This is a genomic window from Ramlibacter albus (assembly GCF_014297445.1).
Classification (GTDB): Bacteria; Pseudomonadota; Gammaproteobacteria; order Burkholderiales; family Burkholderiaceae_C; genus Ramlibacter; species Ramlibacter albus.
Map to the genome: position 1 here is coordinate 167,580 of NZ_JACORU010000009.1, position 24,208 is coordinate 191,787.

Sequence of the window (24,208 nt, forward strand, 5' to 3'; positions counted from 1 at the left end):
ATTGTGCTCAGGGCTGCTTCATCGTGCAGTTGTGGGGCATTTCGGCCTGCGCGGGCGCAATGTTCTTGACCACGCGGAAGCCGTAACCCGAGCCTTCGACGTCGAACTTCACGCCGGGCGTGCCCTGCCTGTCCATCACGCCAACGACGAGCGACTGCTGGAACTGGTGGTCGGCCGCGCGCATCGCGCCGCCCTGCCCGGCGAATTTCACGCTCGACTTCTCGAGCGCGGCCGCGAGCGGGCCCGCTTCCACCGTGCCGGCCTTCTCGATGGACTGCGCCAGCGTCTCGATGAGGAGTTGCATGCGCATGTGCACGTAGTCGTCGGCGGGCTTCGGAAACTTCTGGCGGAAGGACTGGTAGAACGCTTCGCTCTCCTGGGTCGGCACGTTGGGCAGCCAGTCGGCCACGGCAACCACCTTGCCGATGCCCGCGTCACCGATGGCCGCCGGCGCGCCCAGCGCGTTGCCGTAGAACGTGTAGAACTTGCCCTCGAAACCGGCCTCGCGCGCGGCCTTCACCAGCAGCGTGAGGTCGTTGCTGAAGTTGCCCGTGATCACCGCGTCGGCGCCGCTCGCCTTGATCTTGGCCGCGTACGGCGCGAAGTCCTTGATGCGCATCAGCGGGTGCAATTCGTCCGCGGCCACGCGCACGTCGGGGCGCTGCTCCGCGAGCTGCCGCTTCGCCTCGCGCGTGACGGCATGGCCGAAGCTGTAGTCGGGATTGATGAGGTAGACCGACTTCACGGCCTTGTCCTCGCGCAGCACGGACATCAGCGCCGTCATGCGCATGTCGGCGTGCGCATCGAAGCGGAAGTGCCAGTAGCTGCACTTCTCGTTGGTGAGGATGGGGTCGACGGCCGAATAGTTGAGGAACACGACGCGGCGCGCAGGCTCGCGTTCGTTGTGCTTGTTGACGGCTTCGATGATCGATGCCGCCACCGCCGACGAATTGCCCTGCAGGATGACGCGTGCGCCGTCGTCGATGGCGGACTTCAGCGCCGAGAGCGCTTCCTCGCTCTGGCCCTTGCTGTCGTAGCGCACCAGTTCCAGCGCGCGGGCACCTTCACGCGTCTTGACGCCGCCGCGCTGGTTGACGCGCTCCACGGCCCACGCGAGGTTGCGGAAGACCGCTTCGCCGCCGTTGGCGTTGCCGCCGGACAGGCCCTCGATCATCGCCAGCTTCACGGGCGCCTGCGCGAACGCGAAAGCGGGAACAAATAGGGCTGCGCCCAGGGCTTTCAAGAGCCCTTTTTTCAGGATTTTCACGGAGGTCCTTCCCCTTGAATTGCGCCGCGGCGTGCACAGATGTGGGCCATGCGGCGATCACGATGAGAGCCGCGCAGTTTAAGTGCCGGGTGGTACCCGATCGTGCCATCCGCATTGCTTTCAACGACAGACGTCTCAAGGAGCCGACCATGTTCTTCGCCCCCGCCATCACCACCCGCGGTTTCGTTCCTGCCACCCGCGCTTTCGACCGCAACTTCGAGCGCTTCGTGAACGACGTGTTCGCCGCGCCGGCCTACCGTTCGTTCAACGTCACCCAGGACGACAAGGCCTGGACCGTGACGCTGGACCTGCCGGGCGTCTCGCGTGAGGAACTCGACCTGCAAGTCGAGGGCGCCGTGGTGCGCATCGCCACCAAGGAAGGTGCCAAGCGCCAGTTCAAGGCCGCCTACGAGCTGGCCGACGAGATCGACGCGGACGCGACCGAGGCGACGCTCGAGAACGGCGTGCTGACGCTGAAGCTGGCCAAGAAGGTGCCGGTGTCCAACGCCCGCACGATCGCGATCAGGTAAGTCCGCCGACCTCGGCCAACGGCCACCGCGGTTTCACGTCGAACGTGTAGACCTCGGTGGCTTCTTCCTTGTGCGCCTGCAAGCGCATCGCCGCGGCCATCGCGATCATCGCGCCGTTGTCGGTGCACAGGTGCAGCTCGGGGTAGTGGACGCGCACGCCGCGCTTCGCACACGCGGCATTCAACTGCTCGCGCAGCAGACGGTTGGCGCCCACGCCACCGGCGACCACGATGCGCTTCTCGCCGGTCTGGTCCAGCGCGGCAAGAGACTTCTTCACCAGCACTTCCACGATCGCGGCCTGCGTCGAAGCCGCGAGGTCGGCCTTGTGCGCCTCGAGCTCGCTGCCGAGCTTCTTCGCCTGCGTCAGCACGGCCGTCTTCAGCCCGGCGAACGAGAAGTCGAGGTTGCCGCTGTGCAGCAGCGGGCGCGGCAGCTTGAACGCGTCGCCCCGGCCCTGCTCCGACAGCTTCGACAAGGCAGGACCGCCGGGATAACCCAAGCCGAGCAGCTTGGCCGACTTGTCGAATGCCTCGCCGGCCGCGTCGTCGATCGTTTCGCCCAGCAGCTCGTAGTCCCCGACGGAGGCAACGCGCATCAACTGCGTGTGCCCGCCGGAGACCAGCAGCGCCACGAACGGAAACTCCGGCGGGTCCACGCTCAGGAACGGCGACAACAAGTGCCCTTCGAGGTGATGCACGCCAAGGATCGGCTTGCCGAGCGCAGCGCCGAGCGCGCACGCCACACCGGCACCCACGAGCAGCGCCCCCGCCAGCCCCGGCCCGCGCGTGTACGCGACGACATCCACGTCGCGCAGGTCGCACTTCGCCTCGCCCAGCACATGCCGCGCCAGCGGCAGCACGCGCCGGATGTGGTCGCGGCTGGCCAGCTCCGGCACCACGCCACCGTACGCCTGGTGCATTTCGATCTGGCTGTGCAGCGCCTGCGAACGCAGCTTCGGCACGCCGGCGCCGGCGGCGTCGACAAGCGCCACGCCGGTTTCATCGCAGGACGACTCGATCCCCAATACAAGCATGGCCCGAGTCTAAGCGGGCACGCCTTTTGCTGTGGGTGTGGGTGAAATCCGGAACCAGTTTCCTCCTGGCCGCCCGCCAGTGCGAGATCGCCGAGCTCGAGCAGCTCGCGCAAAGCAGCGTGCTCGTGACCGTTATCGCGCGCTTCATCCATGCCCTGCAGCGCGAGCGGGGCATGTCGAACATCTACCTGAGCTCGGGCGGGGCGCGCTTCTCGCAGCAGCGCGCCGAGCAGGTCGCTGCGAGCACTCACGCCGAGCTGGCGGTACGGGCCGAGTTCGAGAAGCTCGATACCGAAGGCTTTCGCGTGCGCAACGGCGCGCGCCTGTTCAGCCGCGTCGCCGTGGTCGTGCATGCCTGCGACGGGCTGCCCGCCCTGCGGGCGCGGGTCGCGAACCATGCGCTCAGCGCCGAGGAAGCCGCGAACGCGTTCGCCAAGCTCATCTCCGGCCTGCTTGCCGTCGTGTACGAAGCAGCGGACGCCGCGACCGACCCCGAAATCTCGCGCGCGCTCGTGGCCCTCTTCAATTTCATGCAGGGCAAGGAATACGCGGGGCAGGAACGCGCGCTCGGCGCCCGTGCCTTTGCGTCGGGCGCCATCGAGCCCGGCACCGTGCAGCAATGGCGCCACCTGGTCGAGTCGCAGGACGCCAACTTCCAGGCCTTCGCCGACTTCTCCGACCCCCAGGTCCTGCGCGTGCACCAGGCCAGCCGCTCGGTGGCCGTGCTGGAGGAGCTGGACAAGCTGCGCGGCATCGCGCGCGCAGGCGGCGTGCTCGACACCGAGCTCACGCAGCACTGGTACGAGACAGCCTCGCAGCGCATCGATGCGATGAAGGTCGTCGAGGACTTCCTCACGGCCCACCTGCGGTCGCTTTGCGAGAGCCGGATCGCGCAGGCGCGCACCGAATTGCACGACCAGCGCGCCCAACTGCACGAATTGGCGGCGCGCGCGCCCCAGCCCGATGCTGCAGGCACCACACCCTACGGGCCCCAGCTTGAACGCTCGATCCTCGCGATGGTGCAGGAGCAGGCCCGCCGCCTGCAGGCGATGGGTGACGAGCTCGAATCGGTGCGCGCGACGCTCAACGAGCGCAAGGTCGTCGAGCGCGCCAAGGGCCTGCTCATGGCGCATCGCGGCCTCAGCGAAGACGAGGCGTACAAGGCGCTGCGCCAGATGGCGATGAACCAGAACAAGCGGCTGGTCGACGTGGCCAATGCGGTGCTGTCACTGGCCGATGTGCTCCCTGGTGGTGCGCGCTAGCAAGTTGGCACGGTCCCTGCTTTGAGGTTGGTCAAGGCAAGCGCCAAAGGTGGCGCTTCAAGGTTACCCAACTGGACAACGGCGTCCATCCCCGCTCGGCAGCCCTGCCGGCGTGCGATGGACGCCGTTTCCTTTTGCCCGATTTCTTTTTCTCGCCAAGGAGCACGACGATGCAAAGCAAACAGAACACGATCAACCGCCGCACGGTCCTCAAGGCCGCGGCCGGCGCCACGCTCACGGGGGCGCTGCCCACGATCGTCATGGCGCAGGGCACCGCACTGGAGACCAAGGCCGCCAAGCTGGGCTTCATTGCGCTCACCGACGCCGCGCCGCTGTTCGTGGCCGACGAGAAGGGCTTCTTCAAGAAGCACGGCATGACCGAGGTGGAGGTGCTCAAGCAGGCTTCGTGGGGCGCCACGCGCGACAACCTCGTGCTGGGCTCCAAGGCCAACGGCATCGACGGCGCGCACATCCTCTCGCCGATGCCCTACCTCATCACCACCGGCGCCGTCACGGCCAACAACGTGCCCACGCCGATGGTCATCCTGGCGCGCCTGAACCTCGGCGGCCAGTGCATCTCGGTCGCCGAGGAATACAAGTCGCTGAAGGTCGGCGTCGACACCAAGGACTTCGGCAAGGCCCTGCTCGCCAAGCGCGTGAAGACCGGCAAGCCGGTGAACGCGGCCATGACCTTCCCCGGCGGTACGCACGACATGTGGATCCGCTACTGGATGGCGGCGGGCGGCGTGGACCCCAACAAGGACATCAACACCATCGTGGTGCCCCCGCCCCAGATGGTGGCGAACATGAAGGTCGGCAGCATGGACAGCTTCTGCGTGTGCGAGCCGTGGAACCTGCAGCTGATCCACCAGAAGATCGGCTACACGGCCATCACCACCAGCGAGCTGTGGATGAACCACCCGGAGAAGGCGCTGGGCATGCGCGCCGACTGGGTGCAGGCCAACCCCAACTCCGCCAAGGCGCTCGTCAAGGCGGTGATGGAAGCGCAGATGTGGTGCGAGGACCCGAAGAACCGCGCCGAGGTGGCCGAGATCTGCTCGCGCCGCCGCTGGATCAACGCGCCGCTGGAGGACGTGCTCGATCGCGTGAAGGGCGACTTCGACTACGGCACCGGCCGCGTGGAGAAGAACAGCAAGTTCCAGATGCGCTACTGGAAGGACCAGGCGAGCTACCCGTTCCAGAGCCACGACCTTTGGTTCCTCACGGAGAACCAGCGCTGGGGCTACCTGCCGTCCAACCTCGACACCAAGGCGCTCATCGCCAAGGTGAACCGCGAGGACATCTGGCGCGCGGCGGCCAAGGAGCTGGGTGTGGCGGCGGCGGACATCCCGTCGTCTACGTCGCGCGGTGTGGAGAAGTTCTTCGACGGCAAGGTGTTCGACCCGGCCAACCCGAAGAAGTACCTCGACTCTCTGACCATCAAGTACATCAAAGGGGCTGCGTGATGACTGCGACGACTGTGGTGCTCCCCGGTGGACCCCGGGTCAAGCCCGGGGTGACGGTGTTGAAGGCCGCGGCAAAGGGCTTCGTGACGCACGTCCTGCCGCCTCTCGTCGTGCTGGCCTTCATCCTGCTCGTCTGGCAGATGCTCGGCTCGCGCCCCGGTGCGGGGCTGCCGCCACCGTCCAAGGTCGTGCAGGACACATGGGAGCTGATCACGCACCCGTTCTATGACCGCGGCGGCAACGACGTCGGCATCGCGTGGCAGCTGCTCGCGAGCCTGAAGCGCGTGGCGTACGGCTACTCGCTGGCCGTGATCGTGGGCGTGAGCCTGGGCGTGCTGGTCGGCCAGTCGACCTGGGCGCTGCGCGGCCTCGACCCGCTGTTCCAGGTGCTGCGCACCGTGCCGCCGCTCGCGTGGCTGCCGATCTCGCTCGCCGCCTTCCGCGACGGCCAGCCCTCGGCGCTGTTCGTGATCTTCATCACCTCGATCTGGCCGATCATCATCAACACGTCCATCGGCGTGCGGAACATCCCGCAGGACTACCGCAACGTGGCGAAGGTGGTGCGCCTCAACGGCGTGGAGTACTTCGCCAAGATCATGCTGCCGGCCGCCGCGCCATTCATCTTCTCGGGGCTGCGCATCGGTGTCGGCCTGTCGTGGCTGGCCATCGTGGCCGCCGAGATGCTGATCGGCGGCGTTGGCATCGGCTTCTTCATCTGGGACGCGTGGAACTCCTCGCGCATCAGCGACATCGTGCTCGCCCTCGTCTACGTGGGCATCGTGGGCTTCGCCCTCGACCGCATCGTCGCCTACATCGGCCACAAGGTCACCCGCGGCACCGCCGCGAGCTAAGGAGAAAAAAAGTGTCCAACGCCTATCTCACCCTCTCGCGCGTCGACATGACCTTCGGCGAAGGCGCCGCCGCCAACCCGGTGCTCAAGGGCATCGACCTCGACGTGCAGCGCGGCGAGTTCATCTCGCTCATCGGGCACTCCGGCTGCGGCAAGTCGACGGTGCTCAACATCGTCGCGGGCCTGTTGAAGGCAACGTCCGGTGGCGTGATCCTGGACGGCCGCGAGGTGAACGAGCCTGGCCCCGACCGCGCCGTCGTGTTCCAGAACCACTCGCTGCTGCCCTGGCTCACCGTCTACCAGAACGTGGAGCTCGCGGTCGACAAGATCTTCCGCGAGACGAAGAGCAAGGCCGAGCGCAAGGAGTGGATCCTGCACAACCTCGACATGGTGCACATGGACCATGCGCTGCACCGCCTGCCTTCGGAAATCTCCGGCGGCATGAAGCAGCGCGTGGGCATCGCCCGGGCGCTGGCGATGGAGCCCAAGGTGCTGCTGCTCGACGAGCCCTTCGGCGCGCTCGACGCTCTGACGCGCGCCCACCTGCAGGACGAGGTGATCCGCATCCAGGCCGAACTCGGCAACACCGTGCTGATGATCACGCACGACGTGGACGAGGCGGTGCTGCTGTCCGACCGCGTGGTGATGATGACCAACGGCCCGGCCGCCGAAGTGGGGCAAATCATGGATGTGCCGCTGGAGCGCCCGCGCAACCGCATCGCCCTCGCGGAGGACCCGGTCTACAACCACTGCCGGCAGGAGATCCTGTCCTTCCTCTACGAGAAGCAGCGCAAGGTGGAGCCGATCAGCCCCGCGCGCAAGGCCGCGCCGAAACGCGAAACCGCGCTCACCGCCTGAAGCCCCAAGCCCGACCAACAACAACAACACGGAGGAAGCCATGGCAGCTGTCCTGCCCCTCGACCCCGGCGTCGAAGCGCCGGCCGCGCGGCGCGCGCGTTCGCGCAAGAAGGTCTCGTTCGGCAAGTACCGCGAGATCATCATCGCGGTTGCCTTCTTCCTGCTGTTCGACCTCGGCGTGCTGGTCCTGAACTTCTACACGTCGTTCAAGATCGACCAGGACACCGTCGCGATCAACCTCGCGGGCCGGCAGCGTTACGTGTCCCAGCGCATCGCGCGCACCTTGCTGGAACTGGACGCGGCCCGCGCCGCGGACAAGCCCTTCAAGCCTGAGACGCTGGCAGAGCTGCGCGGCGGCACGAAGATCTGGAACCAGTCGCACGAGGCCTTCAAGAACGGCGGCACGGTGCCGGGTGGTGACGGCAAGCCGGTATTCCTGGAAGCGGTGACCTCGCCGCGCGGGCGCGAGCTCGAGCAGGCGATGGACGTGCTGTGGAAGCCGTACTACGCCAGGCTGCAGCCACTGATGGCCGACGGCTTCAGCCGCGAGCATCTGGCCGACGCGCTCGCGTACAGCCAGGCCAACAACATCAAGCTGCTGAACGTCGCCAACGACTTCGTCACGGAGACGCAGGCCATCGGCGGCTCGCGCGCGGCGACGCTGCGCATGGTGCAGACCGGCGGCATCCTGCTGGCGCTGGCGAACTTCGCGTTCATCCTGTTCAAGTTCCTGCGGCGCCTGCAGACCTCCGATGCGGCCATCGAGGCGGCGAACGACGAGAACCGCGAAATCCTGCAAGCCGTGCGCGAGGGGCTCTTCCTGCTAACGCCCGACTTCAAGCTCGGCTCGCAGCTGTCGCGCTCGGCCCACTCGCTGTTCGGGCGCAACCTCGCGCCCGGGCAGGACTTCTTCGAGCTGCTGCGGCCCCTGGTGTCGATCAAGACGATGACGGACGCGAAGGACTACGTGCAGCTGCTGTTCGCGCCGCACGTGAAGGAGCAGCTGGTGCAGGGCATCAACCCGCTGTCCGAAGTGGAGGCCATGGTGAAGAACCGGCTCGGCCAGGACGTCAAGCGCCACCTGTCCTTCCACTTCAACCGCGTTCAGGAGGGCGGCGCGGTGCGCCACCTGCTGGTGACGCTGCAGGACATCTCGGCCCGCGTGGAGCTGGAGCAGAAGCTGCAGTCGGAGCGCAACCGTTCGCAGAAGGAGTTCGACATGCTCCTGAAGGCGATCGACGCGGACCCGGCGATGCTGCGCCAGTTCGTGGCGCGCGCCGAGGAGAACCTGCTGGCGGTGAACGACATGCTGCGCAGCACGTCCGCCGCGCACGGCGAGGCCGCGGTGCTCAAGCGGATCGACGACGCGCGCCGCAGCATCCACGCGATCAAGGGCGATGCAGGCGCGCTGGGCCTCACGACGCTGGCCGCGCAGGCGCACGCGTTCGAGGACGAGCTGGGCCGCATCGCCGGCGGCGCCGGCGGCGACATGGGCAACGCCCTGCTCGCCCTGCCGATGCCGCTGGAGGAGTTGCTGAACAAGGTGGCCGCGCTCAAGAGCCTCACGGGCCTGCAGCGCGCCCCTGCGATGCCCGTGCAGGGCGGCCGCGGCTACAACTCACTCTTCCTCGACATGGTGCGCGAGGTGGCGGCCGACTGCGGCAAGGACGTCGCAGCGAACGTGCAGGTGGGCGCCCTCGCCGACCTGCCGACTGCCCAGGGTGACCTGCTGCGCGAGATCGGCATCCAGCTGATGCGCAACGCGATCACGCACGGCATCGAAGCGCCGGTGACGCGCGCCGACACCGGCAAGCCGAAGCAGGGCCAGCTGGCCGTGAAGCTGGTGCGCGCCGAATCCGAATGGGTGCTGTCCGTTCGCGACGACGGCGCCGGCCTGTCGGCCCCGCGCATCCGCCGCAAGCTGCTGGAGCTGGGCTGGTACACCGCCGCGCAGCTCGAGAACTTCGACGACCGGCAGATCGTGTCGCACATCTTCAAGCCGGGGTTCTCGACCGCGGCGACGGTGAGCATGCACGCCGGGCGCGGCGTCGGGCTCGACGTGGTGAATGCGAATGTGCAGAAGCTGGGCGGCCGGATCGTATTGGCCAGCACACCCGGCGAGTTCACGGAATTCAAGGTCCGAATCCCGGCCTGAGGAGACAAATCATGCGGTTGATGATCGTCGACGACTCCAACATGATCCGCTCGCGCATCTCGCGGGTGGTGCAGAACGGCGGGCTGGCGAACATCTCGCTCGTCGGCCTCGCCCGCAACGGCGCCGAGGCGCTGCGCATCGCGAAGTCCACCCTGCCCGACGTGGTGACCATGGACCTGACTATGCCCGAGATGGACGGCATCCAGTGCATCGCCGAGCTGCTCAAGGCGCTGCCCAAGACCAACATCCTGGTGGTGAGCGCCCTCTCGGACAAATCGACCGCCATCCAGGCCCTGCGGCTGGGCGCGCGGGGTTTCGTGGCCAAGCCGTTCTCGGACGACGAGCTCAAGCTGGCCCTGCTGGACGTGATGGAGGCCCGGTAAGCCATGGACACGCTCAACCCCGAAGAGCTGAAGTTCTTCGTCGAATCCGTGCGGCACTACTTCAAGGTGCTGTCCAAGCAGGAGCCCGCCATCACGTCGGCCTACCTGGCCACCAGCGACCTGGACGGTTTCGAATTCAACGGCATCGTCACGTTCTCGGGCAGCTACAACGGGCATGTCATCGTCTCGATGCCGCCGCAGCTGCTCAAGGAACTGCTGCTCCTGCAAGGCGAGACCGACCTGTCGGAGAACAACCTGCTGGACGCCGTGGGCGAGATCGCCAACACGCTGGGCGGCAACGCACGCAAGAGCCTGGGCTCCGCACTGCAGATCTCGGTGCCGATGAAGCTGCAGGGCGCGTCGGGCATCAAGGCGCGCGTACGCAAACACCCGTACGTGATCACGCTGAAATGGAACCACCAGCCCGCGCTGGTTTGCATCGACATGTCGAAGCGCTGAAAAGGGGCGTGCGCTGGCACGCTTCTCGCAGTTCCTGTGCGAACCAACGCACCAGCATCGCAAAGGACTGCACCATGGCGGGTTTCCGCACCTTTCTGAACTCGGGCCACGCACCGACATTGTTCGCGGCCTTCCTCTACTTCGATTTCTGCTTCGCGGTGTGGGTCCTCAATGGTGCGATGGCACCATTCATCAGCGAGGCCTACCAGCTCACCGCCGCGCAGAAGGGCTTCATGATCTCCGTGCCCATCCTCGCGGGGGCGTTGATGCGCTTCCCGCTGGGCATCCTGGCGCAGTACATCGGGCGCAAGAACGCCGCGCTGGTGGAGATGGGGATGATCGTCGCGGCACTCGCGTACGGCTTCTTCTTCATCAGCTCGTACGACCACGTGCTGGCCATGGGCGTGCTGCTCGGCATCGCGGGCGCGAGCTTCGGCGTCGCGCTGTCGCTGGGCTCCGGCTGGTTCCCGCCGCGCTACAAGGGCCTCGCCATGGGCATTGCCGGCGCGGGCAACTCGGGCACCGTGCTCGCCGTGCTTTTCGCGCCGCCGCTGGCGCAGGCCTACGGCTGGCAGACGGTGTACGGGCTGGCCGGCATCTGCATGCTGCTGCCCATCGCCGTGATGATCTTCTTCGCGAAGGAACCGCCGGACGTCGAGCACCAGACCTTCCGCGAGCACATCGCCTGCCTGTTCGAGAAGGACGGCTGGGCGTTCAGCCTCATCTACGTGGTGACGTTCGGTGGCTTCATCGGGCTCGCCAGCTTCCTGCCCACCTACTTCCACGACCAGTTCCGCGTGACGAAGGTCGAAGCCGGCCAGCTGACCATGCTCGCGGCACTGATGGGCTCGGCCATCCGAGTGGTGGGCGGCTACATTTCGGACCGCGTCGGCGGCATCAACACGCTCACAGGTGTGTTGTCGGTCGTGGCCGTGACGCTGGTGCTGTGCGGCGCCTCCGGCCAGTCGCTCACCGTGACCACCCTGCTATTCATGCTCTGCTTCGCGGCGCTCGGCGCGGGCAACGGCGCGCTGTTCCAGCTCGTGCCGCTGCGCTGGCCGCTCGCGACCGCGGTCGCGGGTTCGATGATCGGCGAAGTCGGCGCGCTCGGCGGCGGTTTCCTGCCCAACGCGATGGGGCTGTCCAAGCAGTACACGGGCACGTACTTCTGGGGCTTCGTGGCTTTCGCGATGCTGGCCGTCGCCATGCTCGTGATGCTGCGCGTGATGCAGATCCGCTGGACGCGCACCTGGGCCGAAAAGGGCGGCCGCGCACGGCCGGCGCGCGTCGCGTCGAACAACGCGCAGCCTGCAGCTACTTCGGCAAAAACAGCAGCCAGTAAACCAGCAGTACGTTCAGCAGGACGCTGACCGCCAGCGCGATCTTCCACAGCGCCGTCGGGTCGCGCCGCACCAGCGGCGTGGGCGGCGGCGCGGTGAGCGGCCTCGACGCGCCGCGCTCCAGCGCCAGCAGGAACTCCTCGGCCGTCTCGAAGCGCTGCTTCTTGTCGCGCGAGACGGCCTTCAGCGCGATGTGGTCCAGCCAGATCGGCACTTGCGGGTTGTGGCGGCTGGGCGGCACCGGGTCGCGCCAGTAGCGGCCGGCCTGGTAAGGCAACACTTCTCCATAGGGCAGCTTGCCACGCGCGAGCAGCTGGTAGAGCGTGACGCCGAGCGCGAACAAGTCGCTCTGCGCATCGGGTGGCTCGGGGTCGGGCTCGTTCCACTGCTCCGGGTTCATGTAGCTGGGTGTGCCCGCGTGCAGCAGTCGCGCAGCTTCCGGCTCTCGGCCGGAGAGCGCGACACCCAGGTCGAGCAGGCGCAGCACGCCGTCTTCGCCCTGGTGCAGGTTGGCGGGCTTCACGTCGCGGTGGATCACGCCCTGGCGGTGCAGGCGGCCGAGCGCGCGAGCGACCTGCGTCGCGGCGCTCACGACCTGCGCGACACCCATCGGCTGGCGCCGGTCCAGCAGCTGCTGCAGCGTCTCGCCGGCATGCCAGTCGTAGACCAGGTAGAAGGCGCTCGCCTGGGGCGTCTCGTGCAGGGCGACGAGGTTCTCGCGCGCGCGGCTCGTGCGCATGCGCGCGGCCAGCCAGGCCTCGTGCGCGAGCATCGCGCGCTCCTGCGCATCGTGGGCGCGGCTGGGGTGCAGCGCCTTCAAGGCATGCAGCTTGCGCGTCGTTGCGTCCCGCACCTGGTACAGCAGGTTGATGCCGTTGTCCGCGACGAGCGCCGTCACCGTGTAGCCGTCGATCGCATCGCCGACCTTCAGCTTGGGCGGCACCGGCAGTTGCTGCGCGCCGCGTTCCAGGTCCTGCAGGCCCGCATCGTCCACGCCGAGCACGCGCACCACCATGGCGGTGGCGTTGTCGCGCGAGCCGGCAGCCAGCGCGGCATCCACCAACGCCTGCGACGCGGCCTGCGCGGTTTCCTCGGGCAGCACGCCGAACTTCTTCGCGGGCAGCACGCGATGCACGCCGTCGGACACCAGCACGAAGACATCGCCGACCTGCATCTCGCCCTGGCTGTAGTCGACCACCAGCCGCTCCTCCGCACCCACCGCCCGCAGCAGCGCGCTGCGCAGGTCCGGATGGTCCATCGCATGGTCGTGCGTGAGCTGGGTGACCTCGTCGCCGCGGACGAGGTAGGCGCGCGTATCCCCCACGTGCGCCAGCGAATAGCCATGCCCGCGAAGCACCAGGGCGGTGAGCGTGGTGAGCCCGCAGGCCGGGTGGCGGCGGTGGTTCAGCGCCGCCAGCCACGAGTTCTGCGCCGCAATGATGCGGTCCAGGGCCACGGTGGTGTCCCAGGTTTCGGGCGTGCCGAAGTAGTCGCGCACCAGGCTGGTCACCGTGGTCTGCGCGGCCTCGCGGCCGTGGCCGCCGGTGCTCACACCGTCGGCGATGGCCGCGATGGCACCCATCGCGGCCTGCCCCGCTTCGGGGAGCATCGCGGCGGCAAAGTCCTCGTTCACGTCCTTGGTGCCCGCGAGCGAGGTGAAGCCGATGTCCAGTTCGAACGCCATGCACCACTCTACGCAAGAGCCATGCCCAAAGTGGTGCGCGAACGGGAGGAGGCGACTGGCACGTACCTTGCACCGACACCGCCATGAAGAAATCCAAACTGGTCATGGTCGGCAACGGGATGGCGGGCGTGCGCACCATCGAAGAGTTGCTCAAGATCCAGCCCGAGCTCTACGACATCACGGTGTTCGGCGCGGAGCCGCACCCCAACTACAACCGGATCCTGCTGTCACCTGTGCTGGCTGGGGAACAGACGCTCGACGAGATCGTCCTGAACTCCTGGGAGTGGTACGAAGAGAACAACATCAAGCTGCACGCCGGCAAGAAGGTGGTCGAGATCGACCGCGTGCGCCGAATCGTGCGCGCGGAGGACGGCACGGTCGAAGGCTACGACCGCCTGCTCGTCTGCACCGGCTCCAATCCCTTCATCCTGCCGGTGCCTGGCAAGGACCTGCAAGGCGTGATCGCCTACCGCGACATCGCGGACACCAACGCAATGATCGAGGCGGCCGGCAAGTACAAGAAGGCTGTCGTCATCGGCGGCGGCCTGCTGGGGCTGGAAGCGGCCAACGGCCTGAAGCTGCGCGGCATGGACGTGACCGTGGTGCACGTCATGCCGTGGCTGATGGAGCGGCAGCTGGACGACACCGCCGGCAAGATGCTGCAGAAGTCGCTGGAAGACCGCGGCCTGAAGTTCATGATCGGCGCGCACACGCAGGAGCTGGTGGGCAACGCAGAAGGCCGCGTCAGCAAGATCAGGTTCAAGGACGGCACCGAGCTCGACACCGACCTCGTGGTGATGGCCGTCGGCATCCGCCCCAACACCGAGCTGGCCGAGAAAGCCCGCCTGCACTGCAACCGCGGCATCGTCGTCAACGACACGATGCAGACCGTGACCGATGCGCGCATCTACGCCGTGGGCGAGTGCGCGGCGCACCGCGGCATCGCTTATGGCCTGGTGGCACCGCTGTTCGAGCAGGCCAAGGTCGCCGCCAACCACCTCGCGCAGTTCGGCATCGGCCGCTACACGGGCTCGCTCACGTCCACGAAGCTCAAGGTCACCGGCATCGACCTTTTCTCCGCCGGCGAGTTCATGGGCGGCGAGGGGACCGAGGAGATCGTGATGAGCGACCCCTTCGGTGGCGTGTACAAGAAGCTCGTCATCAAGGGCGACAAGCTGGTCGGCGCGTGCCTGTACGGCGACACGGTGGACGGCAGCTGGTACTTCAAGCTGCTGCGCGACGGCCGCAGCATCAACGACATCCGCGACAAGCTGATGTTCGGCGAGTCCAACATCGGCGACACCGGCCACCAGGGCCACAACAAGGCCGCCGCGATGGCGGACGCCGACGAGGTCTGCGGCTGCAACGGCGTGACCAAGGGCACGATCTGCAAGGCGATCAAGGAGAAGGGCCTCTTCACGCTCGACGAGGTGAAGAAGTGCACCAAGGCCAGCGCGTCGTGCGGCTCCTGCACGGGCCTGGTCGAGCAGATCCTGATGTTCACCGCCGGCGGCGACTACTCCGCCGCGCCGAAGAAGAAGGCGGTGTGCGGCTGCACCGACCACAGCCACCAGGACGTGCGCGACGCGATCAAGCACAACAAGCTGCTGTCGATCTCCGAGACCATGAAGTTCCTGGAGTGGCGCACGCCCAACGGCTGCGCGACGTGCAGGCCCGCGATCAACTACTACCTGATCTCCACCTGGCCGAAGGAGGCGAAGGACGACCCGCAGTCGCGCTACATCAACGAGCGCAGCCACGCGAACATCCAGAAGGACGGCACCTACTCCGTCATCCCGCGCATGTGGGGCGGCGAGACCACGGCCGACGAGCTGCGCCGCATTGCCGACGCGGTGGACAAGTACAAGATCCCGACGGTCAAGGTCACGGGCGGCCAGCGCATCGACCTGCTGGGCGTGAAGAAGGAAGACCTGCAGAACGTGTGGAAGGACATAGGCATGCCTTCGGGCCATGCCTATGCCAAGGCGCTGCGCACGGTGAAGACCTGCGTGGGCAGCGAATGGTGCCGCTTCGGCACGCAGGACAGCACGCAGATGGGCAAGGACCTGGAGCGGGCGCTCTGGCGCATGTACGCGCCGCACAAGGTGAAGCTGGCCGTGTCCGGCTGCCCGCGCAACTGCGCCGAGGCCGGCATCAAGGACGTGGGCGTGATCGGCGTGGACTCCGGCTGGGAGATCTACGTGGCCGGCAACGGCGGCATCAAGACCGAGGTGGCCGAGTTCCTGGTGAAGGTGAAGACCTCGCAGGAGGTGCTCGAATACAGCGGCGCCTTCCTGCAGCTCTATCGCGAGGAGGGCTGGTACCTCGAGCGCACCTGCCACTACGTCGGCCGAGTGGGCCTGGACTACGTGAAGAAGAAGATCGTCGAAGACGCCGCGCTTCGCAAGCAGCTGTGGGAGCGCCTGCAGTTCAGCCTGGACGGCGAGCCCGACCCGTGGTTCGAGTTCGACAAGGCCAAGGTCGACGTCAAGCAGTTCGAGAAGATCGAGGTGGCAAAGGTATGAACATGGGCGATTGGAAGCTGGTTTGCCGCGTCGAGGACATCCCCGTGCTCGGTTCCCGCCGTGTCGGACGGCCCAACGGCATGGACGTGGCGGTGTTCCGCAACGACCAGGACCAGGTCTTCGCGCTGCTGGACCGCTGCCCGCACAAGGGCGGGCCGCTGTCGCAGGGCATCGTGTTCGGCACCAGCGTGGCCTGCCCGCTGCACAACTGGACGATCGGCCTCGACGACGGCTGCGCGAAGCAGCCGGACGAAGGCTGCACGCCGAAGTTCAGCGTGAAGGTCGAGGACGGCGCGGTGTACCTGAACGCCGTGGAACTTGCGAGCCAAGCGCTCGACGCGGTCAAGCCGATCGCGGGGCCGCAACGCCGTCCATGACGGAAACCCGGTCCACCTGCCCCTACTGCGGCGTCGGCTGCGGCGTCATCATCGAAAGCGACGGCGCGCAGGTCACCGGCGTGCGCGGTGACCCGGACCACCCGGCCAACTTCGGCAGGCTGTGCACCAAGGGCTCGACGCTGCATCACACGGCGGCGCCCGCGATCACGAAGCAGGCGCGGCTGCTGCATCCCATGCGGCGCGAGCATCGCGGCGAGGCGCCGTATCGCGTCAGCTGGGACAGCGCGCTGGGCCTCGCCACGGAGACGTTCGCGCAAGTGATCGGCGAGCACGGGCCCGATGCGGTGGGCTTCTACATCAGCGGCCAGCTGCTCACCGAGGACTACTACGTCTTCAACAAGCTGGCCAAAGGCCTCATCTGCACCAACAACGTCGACACCAACTCGCGCCTGTGCATGAGCAGCGCCGTGGCCGGCTACAAGATGACGCTGGGCGCGGATGCACCGCCCACCTGCTACGACGACGTCGACGACGCCGGTTGCATCTTCATCGTGGGCAGCAACACCGCCTGGGCGCACCCCATCCTGTTCCGCCGCATCGAGGAAGCGAAGGCGCGCAACCCGCAGATGAAGATCGTCTTCTGCGACCCGCGGCGCACCGATACCGCGGAGATCGCGGACCTGTACCTGCCGATCCTGCCCGGCACGGACGTGATGCTGTTCCACGGGCTGCTGCACATCATGCTGTGGGAGGGCTGGACGAACGGGGCGTACATCGCGGCCCACACGAACGGGTTCGACGAGCTGAAGGCGACCGTGCGCGAGTGCACGCCGGAGACGGTGTCGCAGACCTGCGGCATCACGAAGGAAGATTTGTTCACCGCGGCGAAGTGGTTCGCGACCTCGCCGGCCACCTTGAGCCTCTATTGCCAGGGCCTGAACCAATCGAGCAGCGGCACGGCGAAGAACGCGGCGCTCATCAACCTGCATCTCGCTACCGGCCACATCGGCAAACCGGGCGCGGGCCCGTTCTCGCTGACGGGCCAGCCCAATGCGATGGGCGGGCGCGAGGTCGGCGGCCTGGCGAACCTGCTGTCCGCGCATCGCGACATGGCCGACCCGCAGCACCGTGCCGAAGTGGCGGCGCTCTGGGGCGTGCCCTCGGTGCCGGACAAGCCCGGCAAGACGGCGGTGGAGATGTTCCAGGCGGCGGCGGACGGCGAGATCAAGGCGCTCTGGATCGCGTGCACGAACCCCGCGCAGTCGATGCCGGACCAGTCCACCGTCCGGCGCGCGCTGGAGCGCGCCGAATTCGTGGTCGTGCAGGAATCCTTCGCGACCACGTCCACCTGCGACTACGCCGACCTGCTGCTGCCCGCCACGACGTGGGGCGAGAAGGACGGCACCGTCACCAACAGCGAGCGGCGCATCAGCCGCGTGCGGCCGGCGGTGGCTGCGCCGGGCAGCACGCGGCATGACTGGCACATTGCGGTCGAATTCGCGCAGCGGCTGGAGAAACGCCTCGGCCGCGCCACGAAGCTCTTCGCCTACGCCACGCCCGAATCCATCTGGAACGAACACCGCGAATCCACCCGCGGCCGCGACCTCGACATCACGGGCCTGAGCTACGCGATGCTCGATTCCGCCGGCCCGCAGCAATGGCCGCTGCGCACGGGCGACTCCGCAGGCCGCAAGCGACTCTACGAAGACGGCGTGTTCCCCACCGCCGACGGCAAGGCGAAGTTCGCCAACGTGGCATACAAGCCGGTCGCCGAGCCACGCGAGTCGCGCTTCCCCTTCTCGCTGACCACCGGCCGCTTGCGCGACCACTGGCACGGCATGAGCCGCACCGGCACGCTCGGCCGCCTCTTCGGCCACGTGCCCGAGCCCGTCGTGCAGATGAACCCGAGCGACATGTCGCGGCGCCTGCTCAAGGAAGGCGACCTCGTGCACGTCACCTCCAAACGCGGCTCCATCGTCGTGCCGGTACAGGCGAGCCCGGAGCTGGGCTTCAGCCAGGCCTTCATCGCGATGCACTGGGGCAGCGAGTACCTGAGCGGCTGCACGAGCACCGGTGCGCAGATCGCGGGCGTGAACGCGATCACCACGTCGTCGTACTGCCCGACCTCCAAGCAGCCGGAGCTGAAGCACGCCGCGGTGAAGATCCTGAAGGCGGAGCTGCCCTGGTCGCTGCTGGCCGTGGGCTGGCTGCCGGACGACGAGGCGATCGCCGCGCGCGAGGAGTTCAAGCGCCTGATGGGGATGTTCAGCTTCGCGAGTTGCGTGCCTTTCGGGCGCGAGCGCAGCGGCGTGCTCTTCCGCGCGGCGGGCTACGAAGCCCCGCCCGAGGAGACCATCGCGAAGATCGAACGCCTGCTGCACCTGCACGGCGCCGACACGCTGCGCTATGCCGACCGAACCATGGGCCAGCGCCGCGCGATGCGGCTGGTTCGGCAAGGCGCCGAGGCGCGGCTCGAAGCCTTCCTGCTGGCGGGTGACACGAGTGCCGAGGCCTGGATCAAGACCTTGCTGCAGGACGAACTGCCGGCGCAGAGCTATGGGCGCCAGTTGCTCGCGCCAGGCTCGAAGCCTCCGGCGGCGGTGCAGGCACGCGGCAAGCAGGTGTGCACCTGCTTCAACGTTCCCGAGGATGCGATCGCGCGCCACCTGTCAGGCTGCGCCGGCACCGAGGACGAGAGGCTCACGTCGCTGCAAGGCGCGCTCAAGTGCGGCACGAACTGCGGCTCGTGCGTTCCGGAGCTCAAACGCATGGTCCGCGCCGTGATCCCGCTGAAGCAGGCAGCCTGAATCAGCTTATAGCTGCGAGTCATCAGCCCTCTGGGACAATCCCCCGATGGCGATTGCCCAGTACATCAAGGAGATCGGCCGCGGCAAGCATGGCGCGCGGCCGCTCACGCGCGAGCAGGCGGCGGACCTGTTCGGGCAGGTGCTGGATGGCAGTGTTTCCGACCTCGAGATCGGCGCGTTCTGCATCGCGATGCGCGTGAAGGGCGAAACGCCCGAGGAGATGGCGGGATTCCTGGACGCCACCTATGCGCGGCTGAACCGGGTGCGCTCCGCGAGCGGCAAGCCCGTGGTCGTCCTGCCGAGCTACAACGGCGCGCGCCGCCTGCCCGTACTCACGCCTTTGCTGGCACTGTTGGTCGCTCGGCGCGGCCTGCCGGTGCTGATCCACGGCTCCAGCACCGAAACCAGCCGCATCTTCGTGGGCGACGTGCTGGCGCAACTGGGGCTTCACGCACCCGCAACCATCGCGCCGATCCAGGACGGCGAAGCGGTCTACCTGCCCACCGAAGCACTGAACCCCGGCCTCAAGCGCCTGCTCGACGCCCGCCGGTCGATCGGCCTGCGCAACAGCGGCCACTCGCTCGTGAAGCTGATGAACCCCTGCGACGGCCCCGCGGTGGTCGTGAGCAGCTACACCCATCCCGAGTACGCCGTCTCGATGGCCGCTGTCTTCGAGCTCATGCATTCGACGGCCCTGCTCCTGCGCGGCACCGAAGGCGAAGTGGTCGCTGACGCGCGCCGCCTGCCGCAAATGGACGGGTTCGTGGCGGGCAAGCGCGTCACGCTGGAGGAAGGCCGCAAGGGCATGGTGGACGATCTCCCCGCATTGCCCAAGGACATCGCACCCGAAGCCACGGCGGCTTACATTCGGGACGTGCTCGAGGGCCGTCAGCCGGTCCCCGAGTCGCTCGCCGCGCAGGTGGAACACATCTTGCGTCTGGCTTCCGCATCATGATCAAGGCACCCCAAGTCACCCTGGTCGGCGCCGGTCCCGGCGACCCGGAACTGCTGACCCTCAAGGCACTCAAGGCCATCCAGGCCGCGACCGTGCTGCTGGTGGACGACCTGGTCAACCCGGACATCGTGGCGTTCGCGCGCAAGGGCGCGCGAGTCATCCACGTGGGCAAGCGCGGCGGCTGCAAGAGCACGCCGCAGGCGTTCATCGAGCGGCTGATGGTGATGGCGGCGCGTGAAGGCGAAACCGTCGTGCGGCTGAAGGGCGGCGACCCGTTCATCTTCGGACGCGGGGGCGAGGAGGTGGTGCACCTGCGCGAGGCCGGCATCAAGGTGGAGGTGATCAACGGGATCACTTCGGGCCTTGCGGCGGTCACGACGCTCGGTGTGCCGCTCACGCACCGCGAGCATGCGCACGGGGTCGTGTTCATCACCGGCCATGCGCAGCCCGGCTCGAAGGGTCCGGACTGGCGGGCGCTCGCTGCCACGGCTCGCGATGCGCGCCTCACGCTCGTGATCTACATGGGTGTCAGCGGCGCCGGCACGATCCAGGACGAGCTGCTCACAGGGCTTCCGGCGGACACGCCCGTGGCCATCATCCAGCGCGCGACGCTGCCGGACCAGCGGCATGCCGTCACCGTGCTGCGCGAGCTGAAGGCGACGATCGAGCGTGAAGGCCTTGCGAGCCCGTCGGTCATCGTCGTGGGCGACGTGGTCAAAGGCATCGCTGTCGCGCACGAAGGTTTGCGCACGCGCGTCGCGTAACGGGCTTGTCATTGCGGGCTTGACCCGCAATCCATGGTCGCGCTTCGACACGCATCGATGGACCCCGGGTCGAGCCCGGGGTGACAGCCAATACACTCGCGCGATGCATTTCGACGCGGTGATTGTGGGTGCGGGAGCTGCGGGGCTGTTCTGCGCGGGGCTGGCCGGCGAGCAAGGCCTGAAGGTCCTGCTCATCGATCATTCGGACAAGGTCGCCGAAAAGATCCGCATCTCCGGCGGCGGCCGCTGCAACTTCACCAACCGCGACCTCGACCCGCGCGCGCCGCAGAAGCACTTCCTCGGCGACAACGCCAACTTCTGCCGCTCGGCGCTCGCGCGATTCACGCCCAACGACTTCATCGCGCTCGTGCAGAAGCACGGCATCCCCTTCCACGAGAAGCACAAGGGCCAGCTCTTCGGCGACCGGTCCTCAGAGGATTTCATCCGCATGCTGGTGGCCGAGTGCGACGCGGGCGGGGTGCAACGTTGGCAGCCGTGCAAGGTGTCATCGGTCGCCACCACGGAAGGCGGCTACACGCTCGAGACGGACCGGGGAACCGTCACGACGCGCAACGTCGTCATCGCCACCGGCGGGCTCTCGATCCCCAAGATCGGCGCCACCGACTTCGGCTACCGCATCGCGAAGCAGTTCGGCGTGCGCGTCGTCGAGCCCCGCCCCGCGCTCGTGCCCCTGACTTTCGACGGCGACGCCTGGGCGCCCTTCGCGCAACTCGCGGGCCTCGCCCTGCCCGTGATCATCGAAACCGGCGAGAAGAAGACCCGCATCGCCTTCCACGAAGACCTGCTCTTCACCCACCGCGGCCTGAGCGGCCCGGCCGTGCTGCAGGTCTCCAGCTACTGGCGCGAAGGCCAGCCGCTGCGCATCGACCTCACCGCGGGCCAGGATATCGAGCAGGCGCTGCGCGACGCCAAAGCGCGTTCACGCAAGCTGATCGCGAACGAACTCGCGGCCTTCGTCCCGTCACGCCTCGCAGATGCCTGGGTGCAGCAGGACCCGGCCTGGCAACGGCCCATCAACGAAGCGAGCGACAAGGCCCTCGCCCAACTCGCGCAACGCCTCTCGCGCTGGGAGATCGTGCCCACCGGCTCCGAGGGCTACCGCAAGGCCGAAGTGACGGCGGGCGGCGTCGACACGCGGGACCTGTCCTCGCAGACGATGGAGTCGAAGCAGCCCGGGCTGTACTTCATCGGTGAGGTCGTGGACGTCACCGGCTGGCTCGGCGGCTACAACTTCCAGTGGGCCTGGGCCAGCGCGCATGCTTGCGCGCACGCGATGGCGCAGGCGAAAGCCGCTGCCTAGAGCGGCACGCCGAGCAGGCCCGACAGCGTGCGGAACAATCGATCCGCCTCCACCGGCTTGACGAGGTGCTCGTCGAACCGCGCGGCCAGCGCACGCTGGCGGTCGTTGTCGCGCCCGTAGCCGGTGAGCGCAACGAGCTTCATGCCGCTCGTGCGCGGGTCGCCGCGCATCCGCGTCGCGAGCTCGTAGCCGTCGTAGCCCGGCAGCCCGATGTCCAGCAGCGCGAGCTGCGGCCGGTACTCGTCCAGCAGGCGCAGCGCGGAATCGCCGTCGCCCGCGCAGCGCACTTCGCACCCCACCACGCGCAGCAGTTCCGCAAGCGTCTCGGCGGCGTCGGCGTTGTCGTCGACGATCATCAGGCGCAGGCCGGAAGGCGCGTTGGCCGGCGCGGCCGGCTCGTTGGCGACGGTCGCAGCGCCTGCTTCGATCGCCGGCAGCGTCACCGTGAATCGGCTGCCCCGCCCTTCGCCGTCGCTGCTCGCGGCCACGCGGCCGCCATGCCGCTCGACCAGCATGCGCACGATGGCAAGCCCCAGCCCCAGGCCGCCGGACTGGCGGTCGATCGACTGCCGGCCCTGCACGAACAGCTCGAACACCTGCGGCAGCAGGTCGGCGCCGATGCCACGGCCCGTGTCCTCGACTTCCACCACGGCCTCGCCACCCGCCAACGCGACCCTGACCGCGATGCGCCCTTGCGCCGGCGTGAACTTGGCGGCATTCACCAGCAGGTTGCACACCACCTGCGTCAATCGCACGGCGTCGCCCTGGACCATGACGGGGCCCGCCGGCAGCCGCAGCTCGGCAGGCGCCGCACGCCCCTTGAAGATGGGTTGTGTCTGCTCGATGGCATGCGCCACGACGACGCGCAGGTCCACCGGCTCGCGCTTGAGCTCCACCTTGCCCTGCGTGATGCGCGAGACGTCCAGCAGGTCGTCGATCAGCCGGGAGAGGTGCCGCACCTGCCGCTCGATGATGCGCCGCTCCTCCACATGCGACGCGGCATCCCGCCGCGCCATCAGCTCCAGCGCCGTCGCGATGGGCGCCAGCGGGTTGCGCAGCTCGTGGCCGAGCATCGCGAGGAATTCGTCCTTCGCGCGGCTCGCGGCCTCCGCCTGCCGCCGCGCGGTATCGGCGTCGGCATACGCGTGCGCGTTGTCCAGCGCGAGGGCGGCACGCTGCCCCAGCTCCAGGATCAGCGCGCAATCCTGCTCGCCAAGATCGCGCCCGGACTCCGCCTGCGTCACCCGCAAGGCGCCCAACGTGCGCCCGCGCGCCACGAGCGGCACGACGTAGAAGGCGCGCATGCCGAAGGCTTCGTTGAAGCGCCGCAGCGCGGGGTCCTCACTCACCGGCGGCTCGTCGAAGCGGCCGTAGCTCGGCTCGCGCTCGCGGATGCACCACGCCATCGAACCCCGGGCGTCCGGCGATACCTGCAGCTCGCGCGCGAGCGCCAGCGCCCGCTCGGCGCGCTGCGGGTCGCTGTGGTACGAGATGCGGCGGTGCTGCACGCCGGCGTCGTCCAGCAGGTCGATGCGGCACCAGTCGGCCACCGCGGGCACGAGCGTCGTGGCGATCGTGCGCAGCGTGTCCTCGACATCGAGCGAGCGCGCCAGCGCGGAGCTGGCGTTGGCCAGCAGCTCCAGCCGCTTGCGCGCCGATTCCGCTGCCGCGTAGGCGCTGGCGTTGTCCAGCGCGAGTGCGGCGCGGCGCGCCAGCTCGTCGATCAGCGCGCAGTCCTCGGCAGCGAGCGACCGGCCGGACTCGGCCTGCACCACGCCCATGGCGCCCAGCGTGCGGCCGTGCGCCACGAGCGGCACGATGTAGTGCTCGCGCATGCCGAAGTGCTGCGTGTAACCGCGAAGGGCCGGGTCGGCGGCGGCCGGTGCGTCGTCGAAGCTGCCGTGGTGGCTGCGGGCGTGCTTCGCGCACCAGGCCATGGAGCCGACCGTTTCGGGCAGCGCGCGCACCTGCCGGGCCAGCGCCAGCGCTTCGCGCGACTTGTCCGGGTCCGAGTGGTAGGCCAGCCGGCGCTGGGGCACACCGGCCTCGTCCACGAGGTCGATGCGGCACCAGTCGGCAATGGCCGGCACGATCACCCGGGCGATGGCGTGCAGCGTGTCCTCCGGGTCCAGCGAGCCGGCCAGTGCCGAGCTGGCTGAGGCCAGCAGCTCCAGGATGCCGGGGTGCTGTGGGGCGGACACCGGCCGATTC

19 protein-coding genes are annotated in these 24,208 nt (G+C 68.1%); 15 read left to right on the plus strand and 4 right to left on the minus strand.

Annotated features, from left to right (window positions below):
- Positions 1–7 precede the first annotated feature (7 nt).
- Positions 8–1,258 (minus strand): branched-chain amino acid ABC transporter substrate-binding protein, encoded by a 1,251-nt coding sequence (locus tag H8R02_RS22080; RefSeq protein WP_435531298.1) that lies wholly within the window; start codon positions 1,256–1,258, stop codon positions 8–10.
- A gap of 158 nt (positions 1,259–1,416) precedes the next feature.
- Between H8R02_RS22080 and H8R02_RS22085 the strand changes: the two genes are divergently transcribed.
- The gene (locus H8R02_RS22085; RefSeq protein ID WP_187083660.1) at positions 1,417–1,797 is read left to right on the plus strand and encodes an Hsp20 family protein; all 381 of its coding nucleotides are present in this window, start codon (positions 1,417–1,419) and stop codon (positions 1,795–1,797) included.
- Here H8R02_RS22085 and tsaD read toward each other — a convergent pair.
- The gene (gene tsaD, locus H8R02_RS22090) at positions 1,790–2,830 is read right to left on the minus strand and encodes a tRNA (adenosine(37)-N6)-threonylcarbamoyltransferase complex transferase subunit TsaD (protein ID WP_187083661.1); all 1,041 of its coding nucleotides are present in this window, start codon (positions 2,828–2,830) and stop codon (positions 1,790–1,792) included. The genes H8R02_RS22085 and tsaD overlap by 8 nt on opposite strands.
- Positions 2,831–2,871: 41 nt before the next feature.
- Between tsaD and H8R02_RS22095 the strand changes: the two genes are divergently transcribed.
- From H8R02_RS22095 to H8R02_RS22130, 8 genes are all read left to right on the plus strand, one after another.
- Positions 2,872–4,092, plus strand: a complete 1,221-nt coding sequence (locus tag H8R02_RS22095; protein ID WP_187083662.1) for a nitrate- and nitrite sensing domain-containing protein — start codon at positions 2,872–2,874, stop codon at positions 4,090–4,092.
- A 170-nt stretch (positions 4,093–4,262) separates the two neighbouring features.
- A complete protein-coding gene (locus tag H8R02_RS22100; RefSeq protein ID WP_187083663.1) occupies positions 4,263–5,558 on the plus strand; it encodes a CmpA/NrtA family ABC transporter substrate-binding protein in 1,296 nt (431 codons plus the stop codon).
- Positions 5,558–6,409, plus strand: a complete 852-nt coding sequence (gene ntrB / locus H8R02_RS22105) for a nitrate ABC transporter permease (protein ID WP_187083664.1) — start codon at positions 5,558–5,560, stop codon at positions 6,407–6,409. Before H8R02_RS22100 ends, ntrB begins: the two co-directional genes overlap by 1 nt.
- An 11-nt stretch (positions 6,410–6,420) precedes the next feature.
- Positions 6,421–7,266, plus strand: coding sequence for an ABC transporter ATP-binding protein (locus tag H8R02_RS22110; protein WP_435531296.1), 846 nt, complete (start codon positions 6,421–6,423; stop codon positions 7,264–7,266).
- A gap of 40 nt (positions 7,267–7,306) precedes the next feature.
- Positions 7,307–9,421, plus strand: coding sequence for an ATP-binding protein (locus H8R02_RS22115; RefSeq protein ID WP_187083665.1), 2,115 nt, complete (start codon positions 7,307–7,309; stop codon positions 9,419–9,421).
- Positions 9,422–9,432: 11 nt separating this feature from the next.
- Complete coding sequence (locus tag H8R02_RS22120) at positions 9,433–9,804, plus strand: response regulator transcription factor (RefSeq protein ID WP_187083666.1); 372 nt, start codon at positions 9,433–9,435, stop codon at positions 9,802–9,804.
- A 3-nt stretch (positions 9,805–9,807) separates the two neighbouring features.
- Positions 9,808–10,263: a chemotaxis protein CheX gene (locus H8R02_RS22125; protein ID WP_187083667.1), complete on the plus strand. Its 456-nt coding sequence runs from the start codon at positions 9,808–9,810 to the stop codon at positions 10,261–10,263.
- 74 nt (positions 10,264–10,337) lie between these two features.
- Complete coding sequence (locus H8R02_RS22130; RefSeq protein WP_187083668.1) at positions 10,338–11,633, plus strand: nitrate/nitrite transporter; 1,296 nt, start codon at positions 10,338–10,340, stop codon at positions 11,631–11,633.
- Here the strand turns inward: H8R02_RS22130 and H8R02_RS22135 are convergent.
- Positions 11,578–13,287 (minus strand): bifunctional protein-serine/threonine kinase/phosphatase, encoded by a 1,710-nt coding sequence (locus H8R02_RS22135; RefSeq protein ID WP_187083669.1) that lies wholly within the window; start codon positions 13,285–13,287, stop codon positions 11,578–11,580. The two genes, H8R02_RS22130 and H8R02_RS22135, sit on opposite strands and share 56 nt — an antisense overlap.
- Positions 13,288–13,370: 83 nt before the next feature.
- Between H8R02_RS22135 and nirB the strand changes: the two genes are divergently transcribed.
- The 6 genes from nirB to H8R02_RS22165 all read left to right on the plus strand — a co-directional run bounded on the left by nirB (position 13,371) and on the right by H8R02_RS22165 (position 21,997).
- Positions 13,371–15,812 (plus strand): nitrite reductase large subunit NirB, encoded by a 2,442-nt coding sequence (gene nirB, locus H8R02_RS22140; protein ID WP_187083670.1) that lies wholly within the window; start codon positions 13,371–13,373, stop codon positions 15,810–15,812.
- Between the two features lie 2 nt (positions 15,813–15,814).
- Complete coding sequence (gene nirD, locus H8R02_RS22145) at positions 15,815–16,189, plus strand: nitrite reductase small subunit NirD (RefSeq protein ID WP_187083724.1); 375 nt, start codon at positions 15,815–15,817, stop codon at positions 16,187–16,189.
- Positions 16,186–18,957, plus strand: a complete 2,772-nt coding sequence (locus H8R02_RS22150; RefSeq protein ID WP_187083671.1) for a nitrate reductase — start codon at positions 16,186–16,188, stop codon at positions 18,955–18,957. Before nirD ends, H8R02_RS22150 begins: the two co-directional genes overlap by 4 nt.
- A 46-nt stretch (positions 18,958–19,003) precedes the next feature.
- Complete coding sequence (gene ybiB, locus H8R02_RS22155) at positions 19,004–19,912, plus strand: DNA-binding protein YbiB (RefSeq protein WP_187083672.1); 909 nt, start codon at positions 19,004–19,006, stop codon at positions 19,910–19,912.
- On the plus strand, positions 19,909–20,676 hold the full coding sequence (gene cobA / locus H8R02_RS22160) for a uroporphyrinogen-III C-methyltransferase (protein WP_187083673.1): 768 nt from the start codon (positions 19,909–19,911) through the stop codon (positions 20,674–20,676). Before ybiB ends, cobA begins: the two co-directional genes overlap by 4 nt.
- A 103-nt stretch (positions 20,677–20,779) precedes the next feature.
- Positions 20,780–21,997, plus strand: coding sequence for a BaiN/RdsA family NAD(P)/FAD-dependent oxidoreductase (locus H8R02_RS22165; protein WP_187083674.1), 1,218 nt, complete (start codon positions 20,780–20,782; stop codon positions 21,995–21,997).
- Here the strand turns inward: H8R02_RS22165 and H8R02_RS22170 are convergent.
- Positions 21,994–24,198 carry an ATP-binding protein gene (locus H8R02_RS22170; RefSeq protein WP_187083675.1) on the minus strand — a complete coding sequence of 735 codons (2,205 nt, stop codon included), beginning with the start codon at positions 24,196–24,198 and terminating at the stop codon, positions 21,994–21,996. The genes H8R02_RS22165 and H8R02_RS22170 overlap by 4 nt on opposite strands.
- Positions 24,199–24,208 lie beyond the last annotated feature (10 nt).

Bases quoted from the DNA above. Each gene is read 5' to 3' on its own strand.
- H8R02_RS22085 (WP_187083660.1), top strand. From the start codon at position 1,417: ATGTTCTTCGCCCCCGCCATCACCACCCGCGGTTTCGTTCCTGCCACC.
- tsaD (WP_187083661.1), bottom strand. From the start codon at position 2,830: ATGCTTGTATTGGGGATCGAGTCGTCCTGCGATGAAACCGGCGTGGCG.
- H8R02_RS22100 (WP_187083663.1), top strand. From the start codon at position 4,263: ATGCAAAGCAAACAGAACACGATCAACCGCCGCACGGTCCTCAAGGCC.
- ntrB (WP_187083664.1), top strand. From the start codon at position 5,558: ATGACTGCGACGACTGTGGTGCTCCCCGGTGGACCCCGGGTCAAGCCC.
- H8R02_RS22115 (WP_187083665.1), top strand. From the start codon at position 7,307: ATGGCAGCTGTCCTGCCCCTCGACCCCGGCGTCGAAGCGCCGGCCGCG.
- H8R02_RS22120 (WP_187083666.1), top strand. From the start codon at position 9,433: ATGCGGTTGATGATCGTCGACGACTCCAACATGATCCGCTCGCGCATC.
- H8R02_RS22125 (WP_187083667.1), top strand. From the start codon at position 9,808: ATGGACACGCTCAACCCCGAAGAGCTGAAGTTCTTCGTCGAATCCGTG.
- H8R02_RS22130 (WP_187083668.1), top strand. From the start codon at position 10,338: ATGGCGGGTTTCCGCACCTTTCTGAACTCGGGCCACGCACCGACATTG.
- H8R02_RS22135 (WP_187083669.1), bottom strand. From the start codon at position 13,287: ATGGCGTTCGAACTGGACATCGGCTTCACCTCGCTCGCGGGCACCAAG.
- nirB (WP_187083670.1), top strand. From the start codon at position 13,371: ATGAAGAAATCCAAACTGGTCATGGTCGGCAACGGGATGGCGGGCGTG.
- nirD (WP_187083724.1), top strand. From the start codon at position 15,815: ATGGGCGATTGGAAGCTGGTTTGCCGCGTCGAGGACATCCCCGTGCTC.
- H8R02_RS22150 (WP_187083671.1), top strand. From the start codon at position 16,186: ATGACGGAAACCCGGTCCACCTGCCCCTACTGCGGCGTCGGCTGCGGC.
- ybiB (WP_187083672.1), top strand. From the start codon at position 19,004: ATGGCGATTGCCCAGTACATCAAGGAGATCGGCCGCGGCAAGCATGGC.
- cobA (WP_187083673.1), top strand. From the start codon at position 19,909: ATGATCAAGGCACCCCAAGTCACCCTGGTCGGCGCCGGTCCCGGCGAC.
- H8R02_RS22165 (WP_187083674.1), top strand. From the start codon at position 20,780: ATGCATTTCGACGCGGTGATTGTGGGTGCGGGAGCTGCGGGGCTGTTC.